Source organism: Mycolicibacterium sediminis (genome assembly GCF_010731735.1).
Taxonomy (GTDB): Bacteria; Actinomycetota; Actinomycetes; order Mycobacteriales; family Mycobacteriaceae; genus Mycobacterium; species Mycobacterium sediminis.
In genome coordinates, this window is the sequence record NZ_AP022588.1 from 5673443 (window position 1) to 5693367 (window position 19925).

Genomic DNA, 19925 nt, shown 5'->3' on the forward strand with positions numbered 1-19925 from the left:
CAAACACACGGGAGAGTCATGACATCGATGAGGAAGATGGTCACCGCAATCGGTGCGTCGGCCGTACTGGCGCTCGGCGCCCAGACGGTCGCCCACGCCGATCCGGCTGCACCACTGCCCATTCCGATCGGAAGCCTGCAGGCACCCGGCCTGCCGGCGATCGAGAGCATCGCGCCCGCCATTCAGGCGGCGGCCGCGGATCCCTCGAACGCCGCATCGATGCTCATGGCCGCCGCGGCGGCCTTTGCGGGAAACTCGGCAGCCCCCGCGGACTCCAAGAACGTGGCCGCCGCGGTCAACCAGTTCGTCGCCGACCCGCAGGCGGCTCAGGTGGCGCACGTCCCGGCAGCCGGGGTGCAACCCGGCGCCGAGGCGCACCTGCCTGCTGGCATCAACCCCGCGCATGCGGCGGGACCCGCGCCTGAAGCCGTTCCGGAGTCCGCCCCCGCACCAGGGGCCATCGTGCCCCCGGCGCCTGCACCCGAGCCTGCGCCCGCACCGGCACCGGAAGCCGTCCCCGCGCCGGACGCCCTCGCCGCACCTACGCCGGCTCCGGCACCCGAGGCCGCACCGGTCCCCGCACCGGAGGCCGCCCCGCCGGCACCCGAGGCAGCGCCACTCGCCGCCGCAGCCGCCCCGGCACCCGACGCCGCCACTCCCGGCTTCGGACCGGACGCTCCGGTCACGCAGGACTTCATGTACCCGTCGATCAGCAACGGCTGCATGAAGGACGGCGGAAACGTTCTGGCGACGGCGATCTCGGTGGCCGGCCCGGCGAAGATCCCCGCCCCCGGCCCCGCAGCAGGCCAGACCGCCTACGTCTTCACCGCAATGGGCACCCCCGGCCCCGCGGCCGAGCAGAAGCTGCCGCTCAACGTCACCTGGGTGAACCTGACCTCGGGCAAGTCGGGTTCGGCGACGCTCAAGCCGCAGGGCGACATCAACCCCGCCGGCCCGACGACGCTCGTCGCGATCGCCGACACCGGATCGGGGTCGATCATGTCGACCATCTTCGGTCAGGTGACGACGACCGAGAAGCAGTGCCAGTTCATGCCGACAATTGGCTCGACGGTGGTCCCCTGAAACCACCGTCCCACCCCGCGAGCGTGCGCGTCGACCTGAACGCCGGCCTGATTCCCCGGCGCGACGCGCACGCTCGCGGCTTTGGTTCGTGGGTCAGGCTTGCAGCCTCCGGTCCAGTCCCATCCGCAGCGGTCTCGCGAACTGCACCCGCCCCGCCCAGGCTCGAGCGCTGACACGATGTCGGTTGCCTCCTCGGCCCGGTCGGCCCACCATCTCCTTTCTCAAGGCGACAACTCCCGCGCTCCGAAGGGCCGATGCGCTGCGTGGAAGATTCGATCGCGTTGACTTGTACGCCCAACGGGCACACAATTGGACCCATGGCTACGAAGACGGAACGTTTCGCCGTGCGCCTGACCGCTGAGCAGGACGCGTTGATTCGTCGTGCCGCGGAGGTGGAGGGGACAGATCTGACCAACTTCACGGTGACCGCGACGCTGGCTCATGCGCGCGACGTACTCGCCGATCGCCGGCTGTTCATGCTCGACGCCTCGGCGTGGTCGGAGTTCGTATCGGTCCTGGATCGCGCGGTGTCGCGCAAGCCACGGCTCGAGAAGTTGTTCTCGGAGCCCTCGATCTTCGACGAGTGAGCGTCTACAGCGCGCCACGGCCGATGAGCGCGGACGACGCTGTCGCCGACTTCGATAGCGGCGAGCCCAGCCTGGACGATTATCTACGCAGGCGGGCGCTGGCCAACCACGTCGAGGGCGCCTCACGGTGTTTCGTGACCTGCCGCGACGCGCAGGTCGTGGGGTTCTATGCGCTGTCCTCAGCGGCGGTCGAGCGTGCCGCAACACCGGGGCGGGTGCGCCGCAACATGCCAGACCCGGTGCCGGTTATCCTGCTGTCGCGGCTGGCGGTCGACGCCACGCACAAGGGTCTGGGCCTGGGGGCGCACCTCCTGCGCGACGCGATCACCCGCGCCGTGGCGGCAGCGGAGATCATCGGCGTGCGGGCGCTTATCGTGCATGCCCTGCACGAGCAGGCCCGCGCCTTGTATGCACACTTCGACTTCGAGCCCTCACCTACCGATCCGCTGCACCTGCTGCTGCTGATCAAGGACGCCCGAGCCCTGGTCGATCCGGACAGGTGACCGAGTTGCACCAAGCCGGTCGGTCACGGAATGGACATCGAGTTCGAACATGCGCGCGCTAAACGTCACGCGCCGGAGAGTGCGGGGACCGAGATCGTGGGTCAGTACGCCATGAAGAGGATCATCTCCCGGTCGTACTCACGACCGGGATGTGACTCCGAGAGATGCGTCTGAGCCTTCTCCACGAGGTCGTCCTCATCCGCGCCAGTGATCGCTTCGCCGCACGGGCAGTTCAAATGTGTCTTGGCCATGTATCAACGATCCCACGAGCGGCCTCACCCCCGCTGCCGAGACTGCTGTCAGAATCGCGATCCGGCCCCGGGAGGCGATCTCCCAGCAGGATCGGCGCACAAATGGTCAGGCTTTCGCAGCCTTCGCGCGGGCCTTGGCCGCCTTCTTGAACGCCCGCACCTCGTCCAGCGAGCCGGCGTCGACGACGTCGGCGACCGACATGTGCACGCCGTCCTTGCCGTAGTCCCCCGCTGCGGCGCGCCAGCCCGTCGGCGTGACGCCGTACTGCTTGCCGAGCAGCGCGAGGAAGATCCGCGCCTTCTGATCACCGAAGCCGGGCAGCGCCTTCAGCCGTCGCAGCACCTCGGCGCCGTCCGGGTCACCGGCCGTCCACAGCGCCGCGGCACTGCCGCCGTACTCGTCGACGATGACGCGGGCCAGCTCCTGCACGCGCTTGCCCATGGAGCCCGGGAAGCGATGCACCGCGGGGCGTTCCGACACCAGTGCGATGAACTTCTCCGGGTCGTAGTCGGCGATCTCGCGAGCGTCCACGTCACCCATCCGGTCGGCGATCTTGCGCGGCCCCGCGAACGCGACCTCCATCGGGATCTGCTGATCGAGGAGCATGCCGACGAGGAGCGCGAACGGGTTCGACTCCAACAGTTCGTCGGCCGCCGGATCTTGCACGAGCTGCAACTTCGCCATCGAGCCAGTCTAAGGTGACCACCACCTGAAGAAGGCCCCGACCAGTGCGAGGTGACATGCCGGGCGAGATCGCGATTGCACTCGCGGCCGCGCTGATCCTGGCCACCGTGATCGCCGCCATCGTCGTCGTGCGGACCCGCCGGGTGGTGGCCACCCCCACCGAACGCGCCACCCACGAGGCACTGCACACCGCCTCACTCGCCGCGCACGCGCTCCGCGACGGGCTAGGTCCCGATTCCGCGTTGCGCGCGGCGCCGTTCCTGCGCAGGCTCACCGGCGCCGACGCCGTCGTGCTGTTCGACGACGCCGGCCAGCACCTGGCCCGCGACCCGGACGACCGCACCGCGTGGGATGACGACGCCTTGGCCGAGGCCTCGTCGGCCGCAGCGGACGCGCTCACCGGGCAGCGCCGGATCATGGCCGAGCACCGCGGCGGGGCGATGGTCGCGCAGCCGCTGGTCACCGACGGCGGTGACACCCTCGGCGTCCTGGTGGCCGCGATGGCACGCGAGCCCGGGCCGGGCACGCTGGGCGCGATCGGCGAGGTGGCCCGCTACGCCGCGAGCCAACTCGAACTCGCCGACCTCGACGCGTCGCGTGCCCGCCTCGACCGCGCGGAGGTGCTGGCCCTGCGGGCGCAGATCAGCCCGCACTTCATCTACAACGCGCTCACCACGATCGCCTCGTTCGTGCGCACCGACCCCGACCGCGCCCGCGACCTCATCCTCGAGTTCGCCGACTTCACCCGTTACTCGTTCCGCGCCGCGGGCCAGTACACGACGCTGTCGGACGAACTGCGCAACATCGACCGCTACCTCACCCTCGAGCGCGCCCGCTTCGGCGACGCGCTCAAGGTCAGGCTTCAGGTCGCACCCGAGATGCTGAACGTCGTCGTGCCCTTCCTGGTGCTGCAACCGTTGGTGGAGAACGCCGTTCGGCACGGGTTCGCCGACCGGCGGGGTGGCAGCGTCGAGATCGTCGCCCTCGACGAGGGCACCGACTGCGTCATCACCGTCGAGGACGACGGCGTCGGCATGGACCCCGAGGCGCTGCGATCCGGTCCCGCCGACGCACTGGCCGACGGCGCGTCGCCCGCTGCGGGCCACTCGGCGCACGTCGGGCTGACGAATGTCGACCATCGCCTGCGCGCGGCATTCGGCAACGACTACGGTCTGGTGGTCGAGACGGCGATGGGGTCGGGCACCAAGGTCATCATGCGGGTTCCGAAGTTCGCGACCGGCGTCCGGGCCGGCGGAGGGGCGATGACGTGAGTGGAGCGTCCAGGGACGGCCTGACGGTGCTCGCCGTGGACGACGAGGCGCCCGCCCTCGACGAACTGGCGTACCTCCTCGGCCAACACCCCGCCATCGACGACGTCGTCGTCGCCGGTGATGCGACCTCGGCTCTGCGCGAACTCAACCAGCGCCACGTCGACGCGGTCTTCCTCGACATCAACATGCCGGGGCTCAGCGGTCTCGAACTGGCCGGCGTCCTGGCCAACTTCTCCTACCGTCCCGCGATCGTCTTCGTCACCGCGCACGACGACAAGGCCGTCGAGGCCTTCGACGTCGGCGCCGTCGACTACCTGCTGAAGCCGATCCGCCAGAGCCGTCTCGACGAGGCGGTTCGCCGGGTGCTGGCCACCGAGCGCCGCGACGAGGCCCCGGTCGACGAGGACTCCGACGTCATCCCCGCCGAACTCGGCGGCATCACCCAGCTGGTCCCCCGGGAGAGCATCGGCTGGGTGGAGGCCGAGGGCGACTACGCACGGCTGCACTCCGCGTCGGGCGCCCACCTGGTCCGCATCCCGCTCAGCACGCTCGAATCCCGATGGCGCGACAGGGGTTTTCAACGCATCCACCGCTCCTACCTGGTGGCGCTGCGCCAGGTCACCGGTGTCCGGTCGACGGACGGCTCCGTGCTGGTCCGCCTCAGGGCCAACGGCGCCTCACCCGCGGTCGAACTGCCCGTGAGCCGCAGGCAGGCCAAGGAACTGCGCGACCGGCTGATCCGGGACCCCATGCGCAACCTGCGCCCGGGAGCCGAACATGACTAGGCCGCACCGCGAACGCGTCGTCCTGTCGCACCGGCGGGGCGCCCGCGTCATCAGGACCCGCGTGGAGGTGCAGGAGCAGACCCAGGTCGGCGACGCCCTCGTCCGCGGCCTGGTGCGCGCCCAGCTCGGCCTCGCCCTGCGCCTGGCGGCCGTCGTACTGGTCGCGGTGGCGGCGGTCCCCCTCGTCGTCGGCGCGTTCCCGGAGATCGCCGAGATCCGGGTCGCCGGAATTCAACTCAACTGGCTGCTGCTCGCGGTCGTCGTCTATCCGGTCCTCTACGGGGTCGGTCGGCTGTACGTGCGTCTCGCCGAACAGGGCGAGCGGGACTTCGTCCGCGTCATTGACGACGAGCCGTGACCCACGCACCCCTGACCGCCGCCGCGCTCCTGGCCGCCGCCCTGGCCACGATCGCCATCGGCTTCTACGGAATCCGGCTGTCCCGCACGACGTCCGACTTCCTCGTCGCGTCCCGCAGCATCGGACCGCAGTGGAACGCCGCGGCCATCTCCGGCGAGTACCTCTCTGCCGCATCGTTTCTCGGCGTCGCCGGCCTGATCGCCAAGTATGGGGCCGACGCGCTGTGGTATCCGGTCGGGTTCACCGCCGGTTACCTCGGGCTGCTGCTGTTCGTCGCCGCGCCGTTGCGCCGGTCGGGCGCCTACACCGTGCCGGACTTCGCCGAGTTCCGGCTCGGCTCTGCACGCCTGCGCAAGGTCGCGATGCTGGTGGTGGTCGTCGTCTGCATCTTCTACCTGGTGCCGCAGTACCAGGGCGCCGGTCTTGCGCTGAAGACGCTTCTCGGACTGCCGGTCTGGGTGGGACCCGTGGCAGTCGGCACGATCGTGATCGTCAACGTCGTCGGCGGCGGCATGCGGTCGATAACGTTCGTGCAGGCGTTCCAGTACTGGCTCAAGCTCACCGCGATCGCGGTACCCGCCCTCGCGCTCCTCGCGCTGGTCGCGAGGGACGGCACCGACCTCGGCGGCCCACTGCCACCGCTGGTCGGCCAACAGACCACGGTCACCGTCGAGACCGACGTCGTCGTCCAGGTCGCAGCTCCGGCCGGCATCACGGTGACGGGCACCGTCGACGGCTCGTCCGTCGACGGACCGTTCCCCGAACCGGGCCGGTACACGCTCGCCGCCGGAAGCACGCTGACTCTGGCGGAGGGGTCGGCGACGCCGGTGGTCGCGGGCGCACCGAGCGCGGGCGAGGACTGGATGGCGTCGGGCGGCGGCCTCGGCGGCAGCCACCCGCTGTACCAGGTGCTGTCGATCATCGTCGCGACGTTCCTCGGCACCATGGGCCTGCCGCACGTCCTGGTGCGGTTCTACACCAACCCCGACGGCGCGGCGGCCCGGCGGACGGCGCTGGCCGTCATCGCGATGCTGTCGCTGTTCTATCTGTTCCCCACCCTGCTCGGCGTCTTCGCCCGGCAGTTCGTCCCGCAGTTGCTCATCACCGGCACCGCCGACGCCGCGGTACTGCTGCTCCCGAGCGCTGCGGTCGGCGGGATGGCCGGCGCGGGCCTCGCCGCACTCGTCGCCGCGGGTGCCATCGCCGCGTTCCTCGCGACGTCGTCCGGCTTGCTGATCAGCATCGCAGGCGCGCTGTCGACCGACGTCCTGCGGGGCCGCGTCCGGGACTTCCGGATCGCCGCACTCGTCGGTGGCCTGATCCCGATTCCCCTTGCGCTGCTGGCGTCCTCGCTCGAGCTGTCCCGCAGTGTCGGGCTCGCCTTCGCGGTGGCCGCGTCGACGCTGTGCCCGCTGCTCGTCCTCGGCATCTGGTGGCGCGGCCTGACCGCAACGGGCGCCGCGTGGGGCCTGGTGATCGGCGGCGTCGCATCGGGCGCCGCCACCACCCTGGCGATCACCGGCGGCCTCGACGAGGCGCTCCTCGGCGGATGGCCCGCCGCCATCGTGGGCTACCCCGCCGCCGTCACCGTGCCCCTGGCATTCCTCGTGATGCTGGTGGTCAGCAGAGTCACCTCGTCGTCGAGACCGCCGGACGTGGCGAGGATTTTCGCGCGCATGCACCTGCCCGAGCGGCTCGGCATGGGCATCGAACGCCTGCCGCGCGGCTGAACCCCGACCGCTCGTCGTCACCGAGTTACCGCTCACCGCACGCCCTCCGGGTTTCGGCGTCCCAGACTGCGAAACCCCCCGGATGTGACGTGAGTCTCAATAAGGTAACCCCAAGATCTGAGTTCACCCACGTCAGGAGATCAGCGGTGCCCGAGACCCTCCCCTCCGATCCCGCGGCCGCGATCAGCGGCGAGCGGTACCAGGAGGTCCAAGCCAGCCCTGAGTTCCAGGAACTGCGAAGCAGACTGCGCCGCTTCGTGTTTCCGATGACCGCCTTCTTCATCGTCTGGTACGTGGTGTACGTGCTGCTCGGCGCGTTCGCCCACGACTTCATGGCCATCCAGGTGTTCGGCAACGTCAACGTCGGCCTGCTCATCGGGTTGGGCCAGTTCCTGACGACGTTCGTCATCACCGGCCTCTACGTCCGATTCGCGAATCGTGAACTCGACCCCCGGGCCGCCGCCATCCGCGGTGAACTCGAGGCCGAACTGGAAGGACGCGCCAAGTGACGACCACGCTGCTCGCCGCCGAGGCCGTCGGCAACCCCGTCGCCAACATCGGCATCTTCTCGTTGTTCGTCGTCGTGACGATGATCGTCGTCATCCGTGCCAGCAAGAAGAACGCCACCGCCGACGAGTTCTTCACCGGCGGCCGCGGCTTCTCCGGTCCGCAGAACGGCATCGCAATCGCCGGCGACTACCTGTCGGCTGCGAGCTTCCTCGGCATCGCAGGCGCCATCGCCGTCTACGGCTACGACGGCTTCCTCTACTCGATCGGCTTCCTGGTCGCCTGGCTGGTGGCCCTGCTGCTCGTCGCCGAACTGCTGCGCAACACCGGCCGGTTCACGATGGCCGACGTGCTGAGCTTCCGGCTCAAGCAGCGTCCCGTTCGCGTCGCCGCGGCCACGTCGACCCTGACGGTGTCGCTGTTCTACCTGCTGGCTCAGATGGCCGGCGCCGGTGGGCTGGTCGCGCTCCTGCTCAACGTCACCAGCTCCGCCGGACAGGCCGTCGTCATCGCCGTCGTCGGCGTGCTGATGATCGTCTACGTCCTCGTCGGCGGCATGAAGGGCACCACGTGGGTGCAGATCATCAAGGCCGTGCTGCTGATCGCCGGTGCCGGCCTGATGACGATCATGGTGCTCGCCAAGTTCGGCGCGAACTTCTCCGAGATCCTCGGTGCCGCGCAGACGGCCATCTCCGGGTCGGCCGACAAGGCCGTCGCCGCCCGCGACGTCCTGGCGCCGGGCGCCCAGTACGGCGGCTCGGTGACCTCGCAGATCAACTTCCTGTCGCTGGCCATCGCGCTGGTGCTCGGTACTGCGGGCCTCCCGCACGTGCTGATGCGCTTCTACACGGTGCCGACGGCCAAGGAGGCCCGCCGGTCGGTGGTATGGGCGATTGCGCTGATCGGCGCCTTCTACCTGTTCACCCTGGCCCTCGGCTACGGCGCCGCCGCCATCGTCGGCCCGGACCGCATCCTGGCCGCGCCCGGCAAGGTGAACTCGGCCGCACCGCTGCTGGCGTTCGAACTCGGCGGCGTGGTCCTGCTCGGCATCATCTCGGCGGTCGCCTTCGCGACGATCCTCGCCGTGGTGGCCGGGCTGACGATCACCGCGTCGGCGTCGTTCGCCCACGACATCTACGCGTCGGTGTGGAAGAAGAATCAGGTGACCGAGGCCGAGCAGGTGAAGGTCTCGCGCATCACCGCGGTGGTGCTCGGTGTCGTCGCGATCGGCCTCGGCATCCTCGCCAACGGGCAGAACGTGGCCTTCCTGGTCGCGCTGGCCTTCGCGGTCGCGGCGGCGGCCAACCTGCCGACGATCATCTACTCGCTGTACTGGCGGCGGTTCAACACCCGCGGCGCGCTGTGGAGCATGTACGGCGGCCTGATCTCCACGATCGTGCTGATCGTCTTCTCCCCCGCCGTGTCCGGCTCGGCGACGGCGATGATGCCCGGCGTCGACTTCGCGTTCTTCCCGCTCGCCAACCCCGGCATCGTGTCGATCCCGCTGGCGTTCATCCTGGGCGTCGTCGGAACGTTCACCTCGCCGGACGACGAGGACCCGAAGGTCGCCGCCGAGATGGAGGTCCGGTCGCTCACCGGCATCGGCGCCGAGAAGGCGGTCTCGCACTAGGAGTCACGTCGAGATAGCGCTGACCGCTACCAGCACTCGCAGTTCACCGCCGTCAGCGCTATCTCGACGTGTGACCGTCCAGGGAAGTCCTGGCGCCGAGTGGGCGTTGTCTTGCTGCGTGCTCGACACTCGACGGGTGACACCCGAGACCACCACCCCCGCCACCAGGTCCGGCCGGTTCGCGCTGCCGCTGCTGGCGTACCTGTTCGTCACGGCGATGATGGGCACCACGCTCCCGACGCCGATCTACGCGCTGTACGCCGACGAGATGCACTTCTCGGTGCTGACGACGACGGTGATCTTCTCGACCTACGCCGTCGGCGTGCTCACCGCACTGCTCGTGTTCGGCAGCTGGTCGGACGCCGTCGGGCGGCGGCCCCTGCTGCTGGCGGGCGTCGGGTTCGCCGTCGCGAGCGCCGTGGTGTTCCTGCTCGCCGACAGCGTCCCGATCCTCCTCGTCGCGCGCCTGCTGTCGGGATTCTCCGCAGGCGTGGTGACCGGCACCGCCACCGCCGCGATCGTCGAGGCCGCACCCGAGGCGCGCCGCGAGTTCGCGGCGGTGGTCGCCACCATCGCCAACATCGGCGGCCTGAGCCTGGGCCCGATCGTGGCGGGCATCCTCGTGCAGTACGCAGCGCATCCCCTGCAGTTGCCGTTCATCGTGCACATCGTCCTGATGGCTCTGGCCGCGGTAGCCGTCCTGCTGGTGCCGGAGACGTCGTCACGTGACGGTCGGATCGGCCTGCAGCGGCTGTCGATCCCGCCGGTGGTGCGGCCGGTGTTCATCACCGCCGTGACCGCCGCATTCGCCGGCTTCACCGTGACGGGCCTGTTCATGGCCGTCGCTCCGTCGTTCCTGTCCACCGTCATCGGCATCGGCAATCACGCCGTCGCGGGTGCGGTCGCGAGCACGATCTTCGTCGCCTCGGCGATCGCCCAGGTGCTGGCGCGTCGGATGCATCCCCCGCGCGCAGTGGCGTTCGGCTGCGCGCTGCTGGTGGTCGGCATGTGCCTGCTGGCGGCGGCACTGCACTTCTCGTCGCTGCCCACGCTGATCGTCGCGGCGGTCGTGGCCGGCACCGGCCAGGGCATCAGCTTCAGCCGTGGCCTGGCCGCCGTCGTCGAGGGCACGCCCGCCGGGCGCCGCGCCGAGGTCAGCTCCACCTACTTCGTGGTGGCCTACGTGGCGATCTCGCTGCCCGTCGTCGGCGCCGGGCTGGCCGCCCAGGCGTGGGGCTTGCGCACCGCGGGCATCACCTTCGCGTTCGCGGTCGCCGCGCTATCGGCGGTCTGCCTCGCGGCGATCCTGTTCCAGGAGTCGAGGGCGCGGCGGCGCGCGGCCGCCGCGAATTGAGTGGTTCTACCTAGGGTTCGGGCGCCGCGGGCCGCTTAGGTTCATAGCCATGGCATCTGCTCTCCTCAAAGCGTTTCCGACCGCGGCCGAGATCGACGGCCAGACCCCCGCGGGCCGCGACAGGACGATCGACGTCATCCGCATCGTCGCGCTGCTCGGCGTCGTCGCCGGGCACACCGTCATGGCGACCAGCATCATCGCCGACGGGGTCTTCCACTGGGACAACCTGCTCACCACGTCGGTGGTGTTCCAGGCGCTCACCTGGGTGTTCCAGATCATGCCGCTGTTCTTCTTCGCGGGGGTGGCGGCGTCGGTCGAGTCCTACCGGGGAAATTGGGGTGGCTGGCTGCTGAAGCGGTGCAGCCGGCTCTACCGCCCGGTGTTCTCCTACCTGGCGTTCTGGGCGGTCGCGCTGATCGTGCTGCGCCACGTCCTGCCCGTACACGTCTACGAACCCGTCGCGGGCATCTCGATCCAGCTGCTGTGGTTCCTCGGCGCCTACGTCCTCGTCCTCGCGGCGGTGCCGCTCCTCGCCCGGATCACCAGCGTGCCCCGCCTGATGGTCGCCATGGGCGGGACGTATCTGCTGATCGCGGCCGTCGACCACCTGCGCATCGGCGGCGACGTGCCCGCCATCGTGGCCTACGTGAACCTGGTGGCGTGGCTGATCCCCGGCATGCTGGGGGTCGCGTACCGGCGTGGGCTGCTGAGTCCGCGCCAGGGTGTCGTGCTCGGCGCGGCCGCACTGGCCGTGAACCTGGCGCTGCTGTGGATGGGCCCCTACGAGCTGAGCCTGGTCGGCATCGAGTCCCAGCAGCTCAAGAACATGTCACCGCCGTCGCTGCTGATGGCCGGACACGCGATCATGCTGTGCGCGTTCGCGATCGGGTGCGCACCCGCCATCAGCCGGTGGGCCAGACGGCCAAGGGTGTGGCGGCTCGCGGTCATCGGCAACACCGGCGCGATGACGCTCTACCTCTGGCACATGCCCGTGCTGCTCGGAGTGCACCTGGTGTTCGACGGCCTCGGACTGCCCCGCTACCCCGGGCAACCGCACTTCCTGGTGCTCAGCGTCGTCCAGTTGGCCGTGGTCCTCGCGCTCGTCGCGGCGGCGTTCCTCGTCCTGCGGCCACTGGAGAACACGCCTCTGCCGCTGTGGGACGGCGGCGTCGTCGTCCGGCCGGGCCCGCGCAGCGTACTCGTCGGCACCCTACTGTGCGTCGCCGGAGCCGCCACCTTGGCGTCCGTCGCATGGGGCCTCAAAGATCAAGGCGTGTACTGCGTTTCGGTGATGCTGGTCGCACTGGTCGCGGCTCGGGTGATTGCCCGGCCGACCGTCCGGACCGCGGTCTAACCGCTCTTGCGCCGGAACTCCCGTCGGCTCTCCTGCGGGCCGTGCGCGCGGGGCTGCTTGTTGCCGGCATCCTCGTGCTTCGCACCGTTGCCGGAGGCGGCCTTCTTGCGTTCGAGTGCCTCGCGGAACTTGCGCTTGTTCTCGTCTTCGAGTTCGGGTTCGGGTGCGTCGGCCATGATCGAACATTAGCGCGCGGAAGCCGGGGACGCCGCCAGGTTTCCGCCCGGGCCGCGCTCAGCGGACGCCGGGCGGCAGACCGTAGAGGTGGGAGATCGGCAGCGTGAGCAGCACGCGACGGTCGTCGACCATGGCGCGACGGTAGTCATCCCAGTCCGGATGCTCTCCGGCGACGTTGCGGTACAACGCGATCAACGCCTCGACGGTGTCGTCGTCGGGTGCCGCGGCCGGTGGCGTCAGGATCGCGTCGCCCTCGGCGACCGCGTAGGACCAGCCGTCGTCGGACGCCACGTGGATCGACGCGCGGGGATCCCGACGCAGGTTGCGGGTCTTGGCGCGCGGTTCGGTCACCGACACCTGCAGAGCGACGTGCTGCGCGTCGAAGTGGTAGGTGACGTTCGACAGCTGCGGCCGACCATCGTGCTTGATGGTGGCGAGCACCCCGAGCGCGTTGCCGCTGAGCACGGCCAGGAGCTTGTCGTCGAACACGTCGCGGGTCATGGCGACAAGCCTACGACCGACCGCTGGGAACCCGACCGGGTTCGACCGACCGATACCTACGATGACAGCCATGAGCGCCATCGACGGCACCACCCTGGACGGCGTGTCCGCGACCACGCTGTGGACGCTGCACAACCGCGCGACGGAGGCCAAGCGGTCCGACGGCGTGATCCGCGATCCGTGGGCGGTGACGCTGCTCGACGCGATCTCCTACGACTACCTGAAGTTCGGTAGGCCCAACCAGTCGCACGCGCTGCGGGCCGTCGCCTTCGACGCCGCCGCGCGCGCCTACCTCACCGACCACCCGCGGGCCGCCGTCGTCGCACTGGCCGAGGGGTTGCAGACCAGCTTCTGGCGTCTCGAACGCACCGGCGTGGTCGATCAGGTGCACTGGTACTCCGTCGATCTCGAGCCCGTGATCGACCTGCGTCGCCGTCTGCTGCCGCGCGACGACCGCATCACCGAACTCGCGCAGTCGGCACTCGACACGTCGTGGATGGACGGCGTCGACGCGACCGACGGCGCGTTCATCACCGCCGAGGGCCTGCTGATGTACCTCGAACCCGAGGACGCGCTCGGACTGATCCGCGCGTGTGCGGCCCGCTTCCCCGGCGGTCGGATGATGTTCGACTCGATCCCGCCCTGGCTGAGCAGGCGCACGCTGAAGGGCTGGAAGCTGTCCGACCGGTACATCGCGCCGCCGATGCCGTTCGGTCAGAGCCCCGACGACGCGCTCGCGCTGGCGGGTCACGTCGACGGGGTGCGCGTCGCCCACGACGTCGCCCTGCCGCCCGGGCGTGGGCTGTGGCGAGCGGCGTCATGGCCACCGCTGGACCGCGTCGGGGCCGTCCGTCGCGCCCGGCCGAGCACCACGCTGCTGGAGTTCGGATGACCCGCTACGCCCTGTTCCTGCGGGGCGTCAACGTCGGGGGCGTCACCCTCAAGATGGCCGACGTCGCCGCCGCGCTGACCGACGCCGGCTTCGGGAACACGAGGACCGTCCTGGCGAGCGGCAACGTCGTGGTCGACCACGACGACGGCGTGAAAGCAGTGCGGAAGAAGGCCGAGAGAGCGCTGCGCGACCGCTTCGGTTACGAGGCGTGGGTCCTGGCCTACGACCTGGCGACGGTCCGCGCCATCTCCGACGCCTACCCCTTCACCCGGGAGGTCGAGGGGCACCACTCCTACGTCACGTTCGTCTCCGATGGCGACGTGCTCGAGGAACTCGCCGCCCTGTCCGACGACGCCGGTCCCGACGAGTCGATCCGGCGCGGCGACGGGGTCGTCTACTGGCAGGTGCCGCGCTCCGCGACGCTGACGTCGGCCATGGGGAAGACGATGGGCAGGAAGCGGTACAAGTCCTCGACCACGACGCGCAACCTCCGCACCATCGACAAGGTGCTGGTCTCCTGACCTTCGGTACATTCGCGAAGGTGACCCCCGAACCCCGCCCGGACGCCACCCCGACCGAGAAGGTCGACGCCCCGCTGACGGGCGTCTCGGAGACCGCCCTGATGACGCTGCAGGTCCGTGCCAGCGAGGCACGCCGACCCGACGGCATCATCGACGACCCGGAGGCGATCCGCCTCGTCGACTCCATCTCCTTCGACTTCGCCAAGTTCGGCTACACCAACCGCCAGGACATGGCCCTGCGCGCGCTGGCCTTCGACGCCGCGACCCGGGACTACCTCCGCGACCGCCCGGAGGCCACGGTCGTCGCGCTCGCCGAGGGACTGCAGACCAGCTTCTACCGTCTGGCCGCCTCGGTCGACGACGACCGCTTCCGATGGCTGACCGTCGAGCTGCCGCCGGTCGTCGCGCTGCGCGAACGGTTGCTCCCGCCGTCCGACCGCGTGGACGTGGCCGCGCAGTCCGCGCTGGACTTCAGCTGGATGGACCGCGTCGATCCCGACGAAGGCGTCTTCATCACCGCCGAGGGTCTGCTGATGTACCTGCAGCCCACGGAGGCCATGGGGCTGATCACCGAGTGCGCCAGGCGCTTTCCCGGTGGCCGGATGATGTTCGACCTGCCCCCGTCGTGGTTCGCCTGGGTGGCACGTCGCGGCATGCCCACGTCACTGCGCTACCGCATCCCCAAGATGCCGTTCGCCATGTCGGCGGCCGAGGCCGCGAAGCTCGTCGACGTCGTACCCGGGGTGCGTGCCGTGCACGACGTGACGCTGCCGCAGGGCCGGGGCCTGGTGCTCAACAAACTGTTGTGGCTTGCCCAGCGGACACCGCTGCTCGACCCCGTTCGGCCCGCGTTGACGTTGCTGGAGTTCGGTTAGCTCAGCGCTGCCTCGACGTACCCGAGCGCCGCGGTCTTGCCGACGCCGAGCGACTTCGCCGCCGCGGCGTAGGCGTGGGCAGCGCTGGCCATCGCCGAGTCGGCCGGGTCGGCTCGCGCCACGAACGTTCCGAACCGTCCCCGCGTCTCCAGGATGCCCGCCGCCTCCAGCTCGCGATAGGCCCTGGCGACGGTGTTGACCGCCATGGTCAGCTCACCGGCGAGTTCGCGGACGGTCGGCAGTCGCGACCCAGGCGACAACCGTCCCTCCCGTATCCCCTCGATGATCTGAGTCCGCAACTGGTCGAACAATGGTTTCGTCGCGTGCGGATCCACCCGAACCCATTCCCCCAAATCGGTCACCTGTCCAGTAAAGCAAACAACGACTAGTTTGGTGAACGTGCAAGTGACCGTGCTCAGCGGTGCGGGCATCTCCGCCGAGAGTGGTGTCCCGACGTTCCGTGACGTCGAGACCGGACTCTGGGCGAAGGTCGACCCGTACGAGATCTCCAGCAGCGACGGCTGGCAGCGCCACCCCGAGAAGGTCTGGGCCTGGTACCTCTGGCGGCACTACATGATGAAGGCCGTCCAACCCAACGACGGCCACCGCGCCATCGCCGCGTGGGAGGACCACGCCGAGGTGCACGTGGTCACCCAGAACGTCGACGACCTGCACGAGCGTGGCGGCAGCAGCCGGGTGTACCACCTGCACGGCAGCCTGTTCGAGTTCCGTTGCGACCGTTGCGATCTGCCATACGACGGCCCATTGCCCGCGATGCCCGAACCCGTCGAGGTCGTCGAACCGCCGACCTGCGTCTGCGGCGGACTCATCCGGCCGAACGTGGTGTGGTTCGGCGAGGGACTGCCCGCCGACGCGTGGGACCGGTCGGTCGACGCGGTCCGCAACGCCGACGTCGCGATCGTCGTGGGCACGTCGGCGGTCGTCTACCCCGCCGCGGGTCTTCCCGAGCTGGCGTTGTCGAGCGGCATCCCCGTCATCGAGATCAACCCCGAGGAGACCGCGCTGTCGGCGTCGGCGACGCTGAGCCTCCGCGCGAAGGCCGCCTCGACGCTGCCCACCCTGCTGCAGCGCCTGCCCGCCCTGCTGGGCTGACGCGCGAGCACCCCCTCCTCGGGTCACCTTCCTCCGGCGAGCAGACGTCAACTCCCCTCTTTCGCACCGAAGCAGGGGAGTTCGCGTCTGCTCGCGGTTAAGGCCGGGCCGGGACTACGCGGGGCGGACGGCCCGGCCGATCGCCGTCTCCGACACCGGCATGGGGACCCAGGCGGGTAGCACCCACTCCCGGCGGGCGCGGGTCACCTCGAAGCCCGCCGCGGCGATCGAGGCCTCGGTGTCGCGGTGGGTGTGGCAGTTGCCGAGCAGCCGGGGCCACACGGTGGCGTCGGCGAGGCGTTGCAGGCGTGCCCGCGGGCCCGTACTCGCCACGTGCTCGAGGTAGCGCAACTCCCCGCCCGGGCGCAGTGCCGAGAGCAGCTGTCGCAGAACGGCATCGGGCTGGTCGATCGAGCACAGCACCAGCGAGCAGACGATCGTGTCAAAGGGCTCCCCGTCGTCGAACTGCTCCACGGTGTCGGTGGTGACGGTCACGGGTACGGACGCCTCGGCCGCGGCGGTGCGGGCCAGCGCCGCCAGCCGCTGCTCGGGCTCGACGGCGACCACCTCGGTGACGGTGTCCGGGTACAGCGCGAAGTTGGTCCCCGTGCCGGCGCCCACCTCGAGCACGCGGCCGGTCAGCCCGGTCAGGTTCTCGCGACGCAGCCGACGGATGGCCTCGGTCTCGCGGGTCGACATCCGGGCCCACAGCGCGGCGAAGAACGGGTTGTCGACGGTGTTCGTGTCAGACATCGGTCTGTCCCCTCAGATAGTCGAGCGCTTCCTGCGGCGGTACGTCGTCGGCGAGCGACCCCAGTGCGACGCGGCCCAGGCACGCCGATCGCAGCACCCGGTCGGCGTACACCTCGACGTCGCCGAAGGGTAGGTAGGGCCGGGCGATCACCAGGGCGACCACCCCGTGCGCGACGGTGAGGAGTTCGAGTCCCATCACCGTGGCGTCGCCCGGCGGATAGATGCCCTCGTCGATGAGCGCCTGCACGGTGTCCCGCAGGTGCGCGAACGCCGAACTGTTGAGCGTGACGTCCACGTCGCTGCCGGGCATCGGCTCGCCCATCAGCGCGATGCGGTACAGCTCCGGCGTCTCCAGCGCGAAGCGGACGTAGGCCATGCCCTGCGCGCGCAGCCGGTCCAGGGTCGTGGGTTGATCGACGACGACCTGCTGCATCACCCGGTCGAGGCGCTCGAAGTATCCGGCGCACACGGCGTCGAGAAGCGCGTCCTTGTCGGCGAAGTGCAGGTAGATCGACGGCGGCGTGACGCCGACGCGCTGGGCGACCGCGCGGATCGACACCGCCTTGGCGTGGCCGGTCTCGAGGAGCAGATCCGTTGTGGCATCGAGGATTTCCTCTCGCAGCTGCTCACCCGAGCCGCGCGGGGCCCGCCGTCGGCGGAGGGGTTCGACGGTCACGTCAGCGCACCGTCGAGCCGCTGGTGACCCTCAGCGGCGGGTCCGGAGCGTCGTCCCCGGGCCCTGCCTCGCTGATGCCGATCCGGCGGTGCAGGCGGACGAGCGGCGCCGGCGCCCACCAGTTCCATCCGCCCATCACGTGCATGAACGACGGCACCAGCATCATCCGCACCAGCGTCGCGTCGACCAGCACCGCCAACGTCAGGCCCACGCCGAACATCCGCATGAACGACACCTGCGCCGCGATGAGCGCGGCGAACGAGATCGACATGACCAGGGCCGCCGCGGTGATGACCCGACCGGTTCGCGCCAACCCGAGCGCGACGGCCTCGTCGTTGGCTGCACGGGCCTCCTGCCCCCTCGCCCCTTCGCGGGGCCGCAACGTCAGCCAGTACTCGCGGATGCGGGCGACCAGGAACACCTCGTAGTCCATTGCGAGCCCAAAGGCGATGCAGAACAACAACACCGGCATGTTGGCGACCAGCGTGCCCGTCGGCGTCGTCCCGAGCGCGCCGAGATGGCCATCCTGGAAGATCCAGACGAGCGCCCCGAACGCCGCCGTCAGCGACAGCACGTTGAGGACGACGGCCTTGAGCGGGAGGATCACGCTGCCGGTCAGCAGGAACAGCAGCCCGAAGGTGATGACGGCAATCAAGCCGAGCACCCAGGGCAGCCTGCTGGTGATCGAATCGACGCTGTCACGGTTTATTTGGGCGGTACCGGTGAACTGCACCCCCCGGCCGTCCGGACTGGCCACCGCGTGCAGCGCGTCGAGTTGGACGTCCGAGCGGTCGGAGAACAGCGGCGCGGTGCTGGAGACGGTCAGGAAGGCGCTGCCGTCGGCGACCGAAGTCGGCGCGACCGGCGGACCAGCGAGCGCGCCGTCGACGAAGGCCCCCGTCGGCGACGAGACCGAGGTGACGTCGGCGACCCGGGACAGTTCCGACGCGTAGCGCTCCAGCGCGGCGGGCGGCAGCCCGGCGGCGTCCGGGATGACGACGGTGACCGCCGTCGCCGAGTCGTCGGCGAAGTCGTTGCGCAGACGGTCCCCCACCTCGTGCGCCGACGCCGACGTCGGCAGCACCCGGTCGTCCGGGAACCCCCACTTGACCGACAGGAACGGCGTCCCGAGCGCGAGGAGGAGCACCACCACGGCCAGTCCGATGACGACAGCGCGGCGCATGACGAATCGGGTCGAGCGGTACCAGAACAGCTGCTCGACGGGTTTGGGCGCCGGCGCGTCCCGACGGAACAGCCGACGTACGGGGCGGCGCACGTCGAGCGCGTCGAGTCGGTCCCCGAGAAACCAGATGGCAGCGGGCGTGACGATGACGGCGGCCGAGGCGGCGAACGCGACGGTCGCGACACCCGCGTACGCGAACGACTTGAGGAAGTACATCGGGAACAGCAGCATCGCGGCCATCGACAGCGCGACCGTCACGGCGGAGAACAGCACGGTGCGGCCCGCGGTCGTCATCGTGCGGATCAGTGCCCTCTCCGGTGGGACGCCGTCGGCGAGTTCGTCGCGGTACCGGCTGACGATGAGCAGGGTGTAGTCGATCGCGAGCGCCAACCCGAGTGCGATGGAGAGGTTCAGCGCGAAGATCGACACGTCGGTGCCGAGGGTGATCAGCCGCAGCACCGCCATCGAGCCGACGATGGCAAGGGCGCCGATCGTCATCGGCAGCGCCGCCGCCACCAGTCCCCCGAAGACCCACACCAGCACGACGAAGCTCAGGGGGATGGCGATCGACTCCATGAGCAGCAGGTCGCGTTCGGACTGCGCGGTGATCTGTGCGTAGACCATGGCGATGCCGCCGGCGCGGACCTCGACCCCGTCGCGGTCGAAGACGACCTCGTCGGCGAGCGCCTTGGCGTACTTCTGCCCGTCGTTCTCGCCGCCGGTGAGCCCCGCGACGATCACGCCGCTCGTGCCGTCCCGGCTCGTCATCTCCCCGGCCGCCTCCGGCGGCACCGTCCAGGCCGACGTCACGTTCGCGACGTGGGGCGATCGTTCGAGGTGGGCGACGACGTCCGCGGCCGCCGCGCGTGCGGCGGGAGCGTCGATGCCGTCGGCCGACGTCACCGTGACGAGCATCTGCATGTCGCCCTGGCCGAACGTTCGGGTGAGGAGTTCAGCGGCCTGGGCGGACTCCGAGGTGGGGTCTTGGAAGCCTCCCGCAGACAGGCTCTTGGCGACCGGGACTCCGAACACCGCGGCGGCGATCATGACGAGAGCGGCCAGGAGGAGGACGCGCCGGGGCGCGGCGATGGCGAGCAAGGCGATTCTGCGCAGCACGTACTGACCCTCCCGAGATA

Annotated in this window: 22 protein-coding genes and 1 pseudogene; 15 read left to right on the top strand and 8 right to left on the bottom strand. The window is 70.0% G+C overall.

All coding sequences use genetic code 11. The features are described 5' to 3' along the window. The first annotated feature begins 18 nt into the window (after window positions 1-18). The 3 genes and pseudogenes from G6N64_RS26935 to G6N64_RS26945 all read left to right on the top strand — a co-directional run bounded on the left by G6N64_RS26935 (window position 19) and on the right by G6N64_RS26945 (window position 2173). The gene (locus tag G6N64_RS26935) at window positions 19-1083 is read left to right on the top strand and encodes an Rv1157c family protein (protein ID WP_163800844.1); all 1065 of its coding nucleotides are present in this window, start codon (window positions 19-21) and stop codon (window positions 1081-1083) included. Between the two features lie 275 nt (window positions 1084-1358). After that, a pseudogene (locus G6N64_RS26940) lies at window positions 1359-1670 on the top strand (type II toxin-antitoxin system TacA family antitoxin); the annotation flags it as partial. Then, a complete protein-coding gene (locus tag G6N64_RS26945; protein WP_163800846.1) occupies window positions 1667-2173 on the top strand; it encodes a GNAT family N-acetyltransferase in 507 nt (168 codons plus the stop codon). The pseudogene G6N64_RS26940 and the gene G6N64_RS26945, both read left to right, overlap by 4 nt. 101 nt (window positions 2174-2274) lie before the next feature. Here the strand turns inward: G6N64_RS26945 and G6N64_RS26950 are convergent, their stop codons facing one another. Together G6N64_RS26950 and G6N64_RS26955 are read right to left on the bottom strand one after the other, a co-directional pair. Beyond that, a complete protein-coding gene (locus tag G6N64_RS26950; protein ID WP_163800847.1) occupies window positions 2275-2424 on the bottom strand; it encodes a DUF1059 domain-containing protein in 150 nt (49 codons plus the stop codon). Window positions 2425-2530: 106 nt separating this feature from the next. After that, window positions 2531-3109, bottom strand: coding sequence for an HhH-GPD-type base excision DNA repair protein (locus G6N64_RS26955; protein ID WP_163800848.1), 579 nt, complete (start codon window positions 3107-3109; stop codon window positions 2531-2533). 56 nt (window positions 3110-3165) lie between these two features. Here G6N64_RS26955 and G6N64_RS26960 point away from each other — a divergent pair, with 56 nt between their 5' ends. The 8 genes from G6N64_RS26960 to G6N64_RS26995 all read left to right on the top strand — a co-directional run bounded on the left by G6N64_RS26960 (window position 3166) and on the right by G6N64_RS26995 (window position 12098). Further along, window positions 3166-4380 carry a sensor histidine kinase gene (locus G6N64_RS26960; protein ID WP_163800849.1) on the top strand — a complete coding sequence of 405 codons (1215 nt, stop codon included), beginning with the start codon at window positions 3166-3168 and terminating at the stop codon, window positions 4378-4380. Continuing rightward, a complete protein-coding gene (locus G6N64_RS26965) occupies window positions 4377-5165 on the top strand; it encodes a LytR/AlgR family response regulator transcription factor (RefSeq protein ID WP_163800850.1) in 789 nt (262 codons plus the stop codon). The genes G6N64_RS26960 and G6N64_RS26965 overlap by 4 nt, the downstream gene beginning before the upstream one ends. Then, window positions 5158-5523 carry a hypothetical protein gene (locus G6N64_RS26970; protein ID WP_163800851.1) on the top strand — a complete coding sequence of 122 codons (366 nt, stop codon included), beginning with the start codon at window positions 5158-5160 and terminating at the stop codon, window positions 5521-5523. The genes G6N64_RS26965 and G6N64_RS26970 overlap by 8 nt, the downstream gene beginning before the upstream one ends. Then, window positions 5520-7253, top strand: a complete 1734-nt coding sequence (locus G6N64_RS26975; protein WP_163800852.1) for a sodium/solute symporter — start codon at window positions 5520-5522, stop codon at window positions 7251-7253. The genes G6N64_RS26970 and G6N64_RS26975 overlap by 4 nt, the downstream gene beginning before the upstream one ends. Before the next feature lie 146 nt (window positions 7254-7399). Then, a complete protein-coding gene (locus G6N64_RS26980) occupies window positions 7400-7762 on the top strand; it encodes a DUF485 domain-containing protein (protein ID WP_174266890.1) in 363 nt (120 codons plus the stop codon). Beyond that, on the top strand, window positions 7759-9390 hold the full coding sequence (locus G6N64_RS26985) for a monocarboxylic acid transporter (protein WP_163800853.1): 1632 nt from the start codon (window positions 7759-7761) through the stop codon (window positions 9388-9390). Before G6N64_RS26980 ends, G6N64_RS26985 begins: the two co-directional genes overlap by 4 nt. 217 nt (window positions 9391-9607) lie before the next feature. Then, the gene (locus tag G6N64_RS26990; RefSeq protein WP_163802148.1) at window positions 9608-10744 is read left to right on the top strand and encodes an MFS transporter; all 1137 of its coding nucleotides are present in this window, start codon (window positions 9608-9610) and stop codon (window positions 10742-10744) included. 49 nt (window positions 10745-10793) lie between these two features. Further along, window positions 10794-12098: an acyltransferase family protein gene (locus G6N64_RS26995; protein WP_163800854.1), complete on the top strand. Its 1305-nt coding sequence runs from the start codon at window positions 10794-10796 to the stop codon at window positions 12096-12098. On the opposite strand, the gene G6N64_RS27000 is transcribed toward G6N64_RS26995, so the two are convergent. Together G6N64_RS27000 and G6N64_RS27005 are read right to left on the bottom strand one after the other, a co-directional pair. After that, window positions 12095-12274, bottom strand: coding sequence for a DUF5302 domain-containing protein (locus tag G6N64_RS27000; RefSeq protein WP_163800855.1), 180 nt, complete (start codon window positions 12272-12274; stop codon window positions 12095-12097). The two genes, G6N64_RS26995 and G6N64_RS27000, sit on opposite strands and share 4 nt — an antisense overlap. 58 nt (window positions 12275-12332) lie before the next feature. Next, the gene (locus G6N64_RS27005) at window positions 12333-12776 is read right to left on the bottom strand and encodes a PPOX class F420-dependent oxidoreductase (protein ID WP_163800856.1); all 444 of its coding nucleotides are present in this window, start codon (window positions 12774-12776) and stop codon (window positions 12333-12335) included. 70 nt (window positions 12777-12846) lie between these two features. On the opposite strand from G6N64_RS27005, the gene G6N64_RS27010 reads away from it, so the two are divergent. The 3 genes from G6N64_RS27010 to G6N64_RS27020 all read left to right on the top strand — a co-directional run bounded on the left by G6N64_RS27010 (window position 12847) and on the right by G6N64_RS27020 (window position 15064). Then, complete coding sequence (locus G6N64_RS27010) at window positions 12847-13668, top strand: class I SAM-dependent methyltransferase (RefSeq protein WP_163800857.1); 822 nt, start codon at window positions 12847-12849, stop codon at window positions 13666-13668. Further along, on the top strand, window positions 13665-14189 hold the full coding sequence (locus G6N64_RS27015; RefSeq protein ID WP_163800858.1) for a DUF1697 domain-containing protein: 525 nt from the start codon (window positions 13665-13667) through the stop codon (window positions 14187-14189). The genes G6N64_RS27010 and G6N64_RS27015 overlap by 4 nt, the downstream gene beginning before the upstream one ends. Window positions 14190-14290: 101 nt before the next feature. Then, window positions 14291-15064, top strand: coding sequence for a class I SAM-dependent methyltransferase (locus tag G6N64_RS27020; RefSeq protein ID WP_163802149.1), 774 nt, complete (start codon window positions 14291-14293; stop codon window positions 15062-15064). Here the strand turns inward: G6N64_RS27020 and G6N64_RS27025 are convergent. Next, window positions 15061-15426, bottom strand: coding sequence for an Rv1152 family transcriptional regulator (locus tag G6N64_RS27025; RefSeq protein ID WP_163800859.1), 366 nt, complete (start codon window positions 15424-15426; stop codon window positions 15061-15063). The two genes, G6N64_RS27020 and G6N64_RS27025, sit on opposite strands and share 4 nt — an antisense overlap. A gap of 37 nt (window positions 15427-15463) precedes the next feature. On the opposite strand from G6N64_RS27025, the gene G6N64_RS27030 reads away from it, so the two are divergent. Continuing rightward, complete coding sequence (locus G6N64_RS27030; protein ID WP_163802150.1) at window positions 15464-16177, top strand: NAD-dependent deacylase; 714 nt, start codon at window positions 15464-15466, stop codon at window positions 16175-16177. 114 nt (window positions 16178-16291) lie between these two features. Here G6N64_RS27030 and G6N64_RS27035 read toward each other — a convergent pair whose 3' ends face one another. The 3 genes from G6N64_RS27035 to G6N64_RS27045 are packed head-to-tail and all read right to left on the bottom strand — an operon-like array spanning window position 16292 to window position 19905. Then, complete coding sequence (locus G6N64_RS27035) at window positions 16292-16930, bottom strand: class I SAM-dependent methyltransferase (RefSeq protein ID WP_163800860.1); 639 nt, start codon at window positions 16928-16930, stop codon at window positions 16292-16294. Continuing rightward, entirely contained in the window at window positions 16923-17606 is a 684-nt protein-coding gene (locus tag G6N64_RS27040; RefSeq protein WP_163800861.1) for a TetR/AcrR family transcriptional regulator, read from the bottom strand. The genes G6N64_RS27035 and G6N64_RS27040 overlap by 8 nt, the downstream gene beginning before the upstream one ends. Window position 17607: 1 nt before the next feature. Continuing rightward, window positions 17608-19905, bottom strand: a complete 2298-nt coding sequence (locus G6N64_RS27045) for an MMPL family transporter (RefSeq protein ID WP_163800862.1) — start codon at window positions 19903-19905, stop codon at window positions 17608-17610. Window positions 19906-19925 lie beyond the last annotated feature (20 nt).

Excerpts from the sequence above, each read along its gene's own strand:
- G6N64_RS27000 (WP_163800855.1), bottom strand. The coding sequence starts at position 12,274 with ATGGCCGACGCACCCGAACCCGAACTCGAAGACGAGAACAAGCGCAAG.
- G6N64_RS27005 (WP_163800856.1), bottom strand. The coding sequence starts at position 12,776 with ATGACCCGCGACGTGTTCGACGACAAGCTCCTGGCCGTGCTCAGCGGC.
- G6N64_RS27035 (WP_163800860.1), bottom strand. The coding sequence starts at position 16,930 with ATGTCTGACACGAACACCGTCGACAACCCGTTCTTCGCCGCGCTGTGG.
- G6N64_RS26990 (WP_163802148.1), top strand. The coding sequence starts at position 9,608 with ATGATGGGCACCACGCTCCCGACGCCGATCTACGCGCTGTACGCCGAC.
- G6N64_RS26970 (WP_163800851.1), top strand. The coding sequence starts at position 5,158 with ATGACTAGGCCGCACCGCGAACGCGTCGTCCTGTCGCACCGGCGGGGC.
- G6N64_RS26950 (WP_163800847.1), bottom strand. The coding sequence starts at position 2,424 with ATGGCCAAGACACATTTGAACTGCCCGTGCGGCGAAGCGATCACTGGC.
- G6N64_RS26960 (WP_163800849.1), top strand. The coding sequence starts at position 3,166 with ATGCCGGGCGAGATCGCGATTGCACTCGCGGCCGCGCTGATCCTGGCC.
- G6N64_RS27020 (WP_163802149.1), top strand. The coding sequence starts at position 14,291 with ATGACGCTGCAGGTCCGTGCCAGCGAGGCACGCCGACCCGACGGCATC.
- G6N64_RS27010 (WP_163800857.1), top strand. The coding sequence starts at position 12,847 with ATGAGCGCCATCGACGGCACCACCCTGGACGGCGTGTCCGCGACCACG.
- G6N64_RS26955 (WP_163800848.1), bottom strand. The coding sequence starts at position 3,109 with ATGGCGAAGTTGCAGCTCGTGCAAGATCCGGCGGCCGACGAACTGTTG.
- G6N64_RS26995 (WP_163800854.1), top strand. The coding sequence starts at position 10,794 with ATGGCATCTGCTCTCCTCAAAGCGTTTCCGACCGCGGCCGAGATCGAC.
- G6N64_RS26935 (WP_163800844.1), top strand. The coding sequence starts at position 19 with ATGACATCGATGAGGAAGATGGTCACCGCAATCGGTGCGTCGGCCGTA.
- G6N64_RS27015 (WP_163800858.1), top strand. The coding sequence starts at position 13,665 with ATGACCCGCTACGCCCTGTTCCTGCGGGGCGTCAACGTCGGGGGCGTC.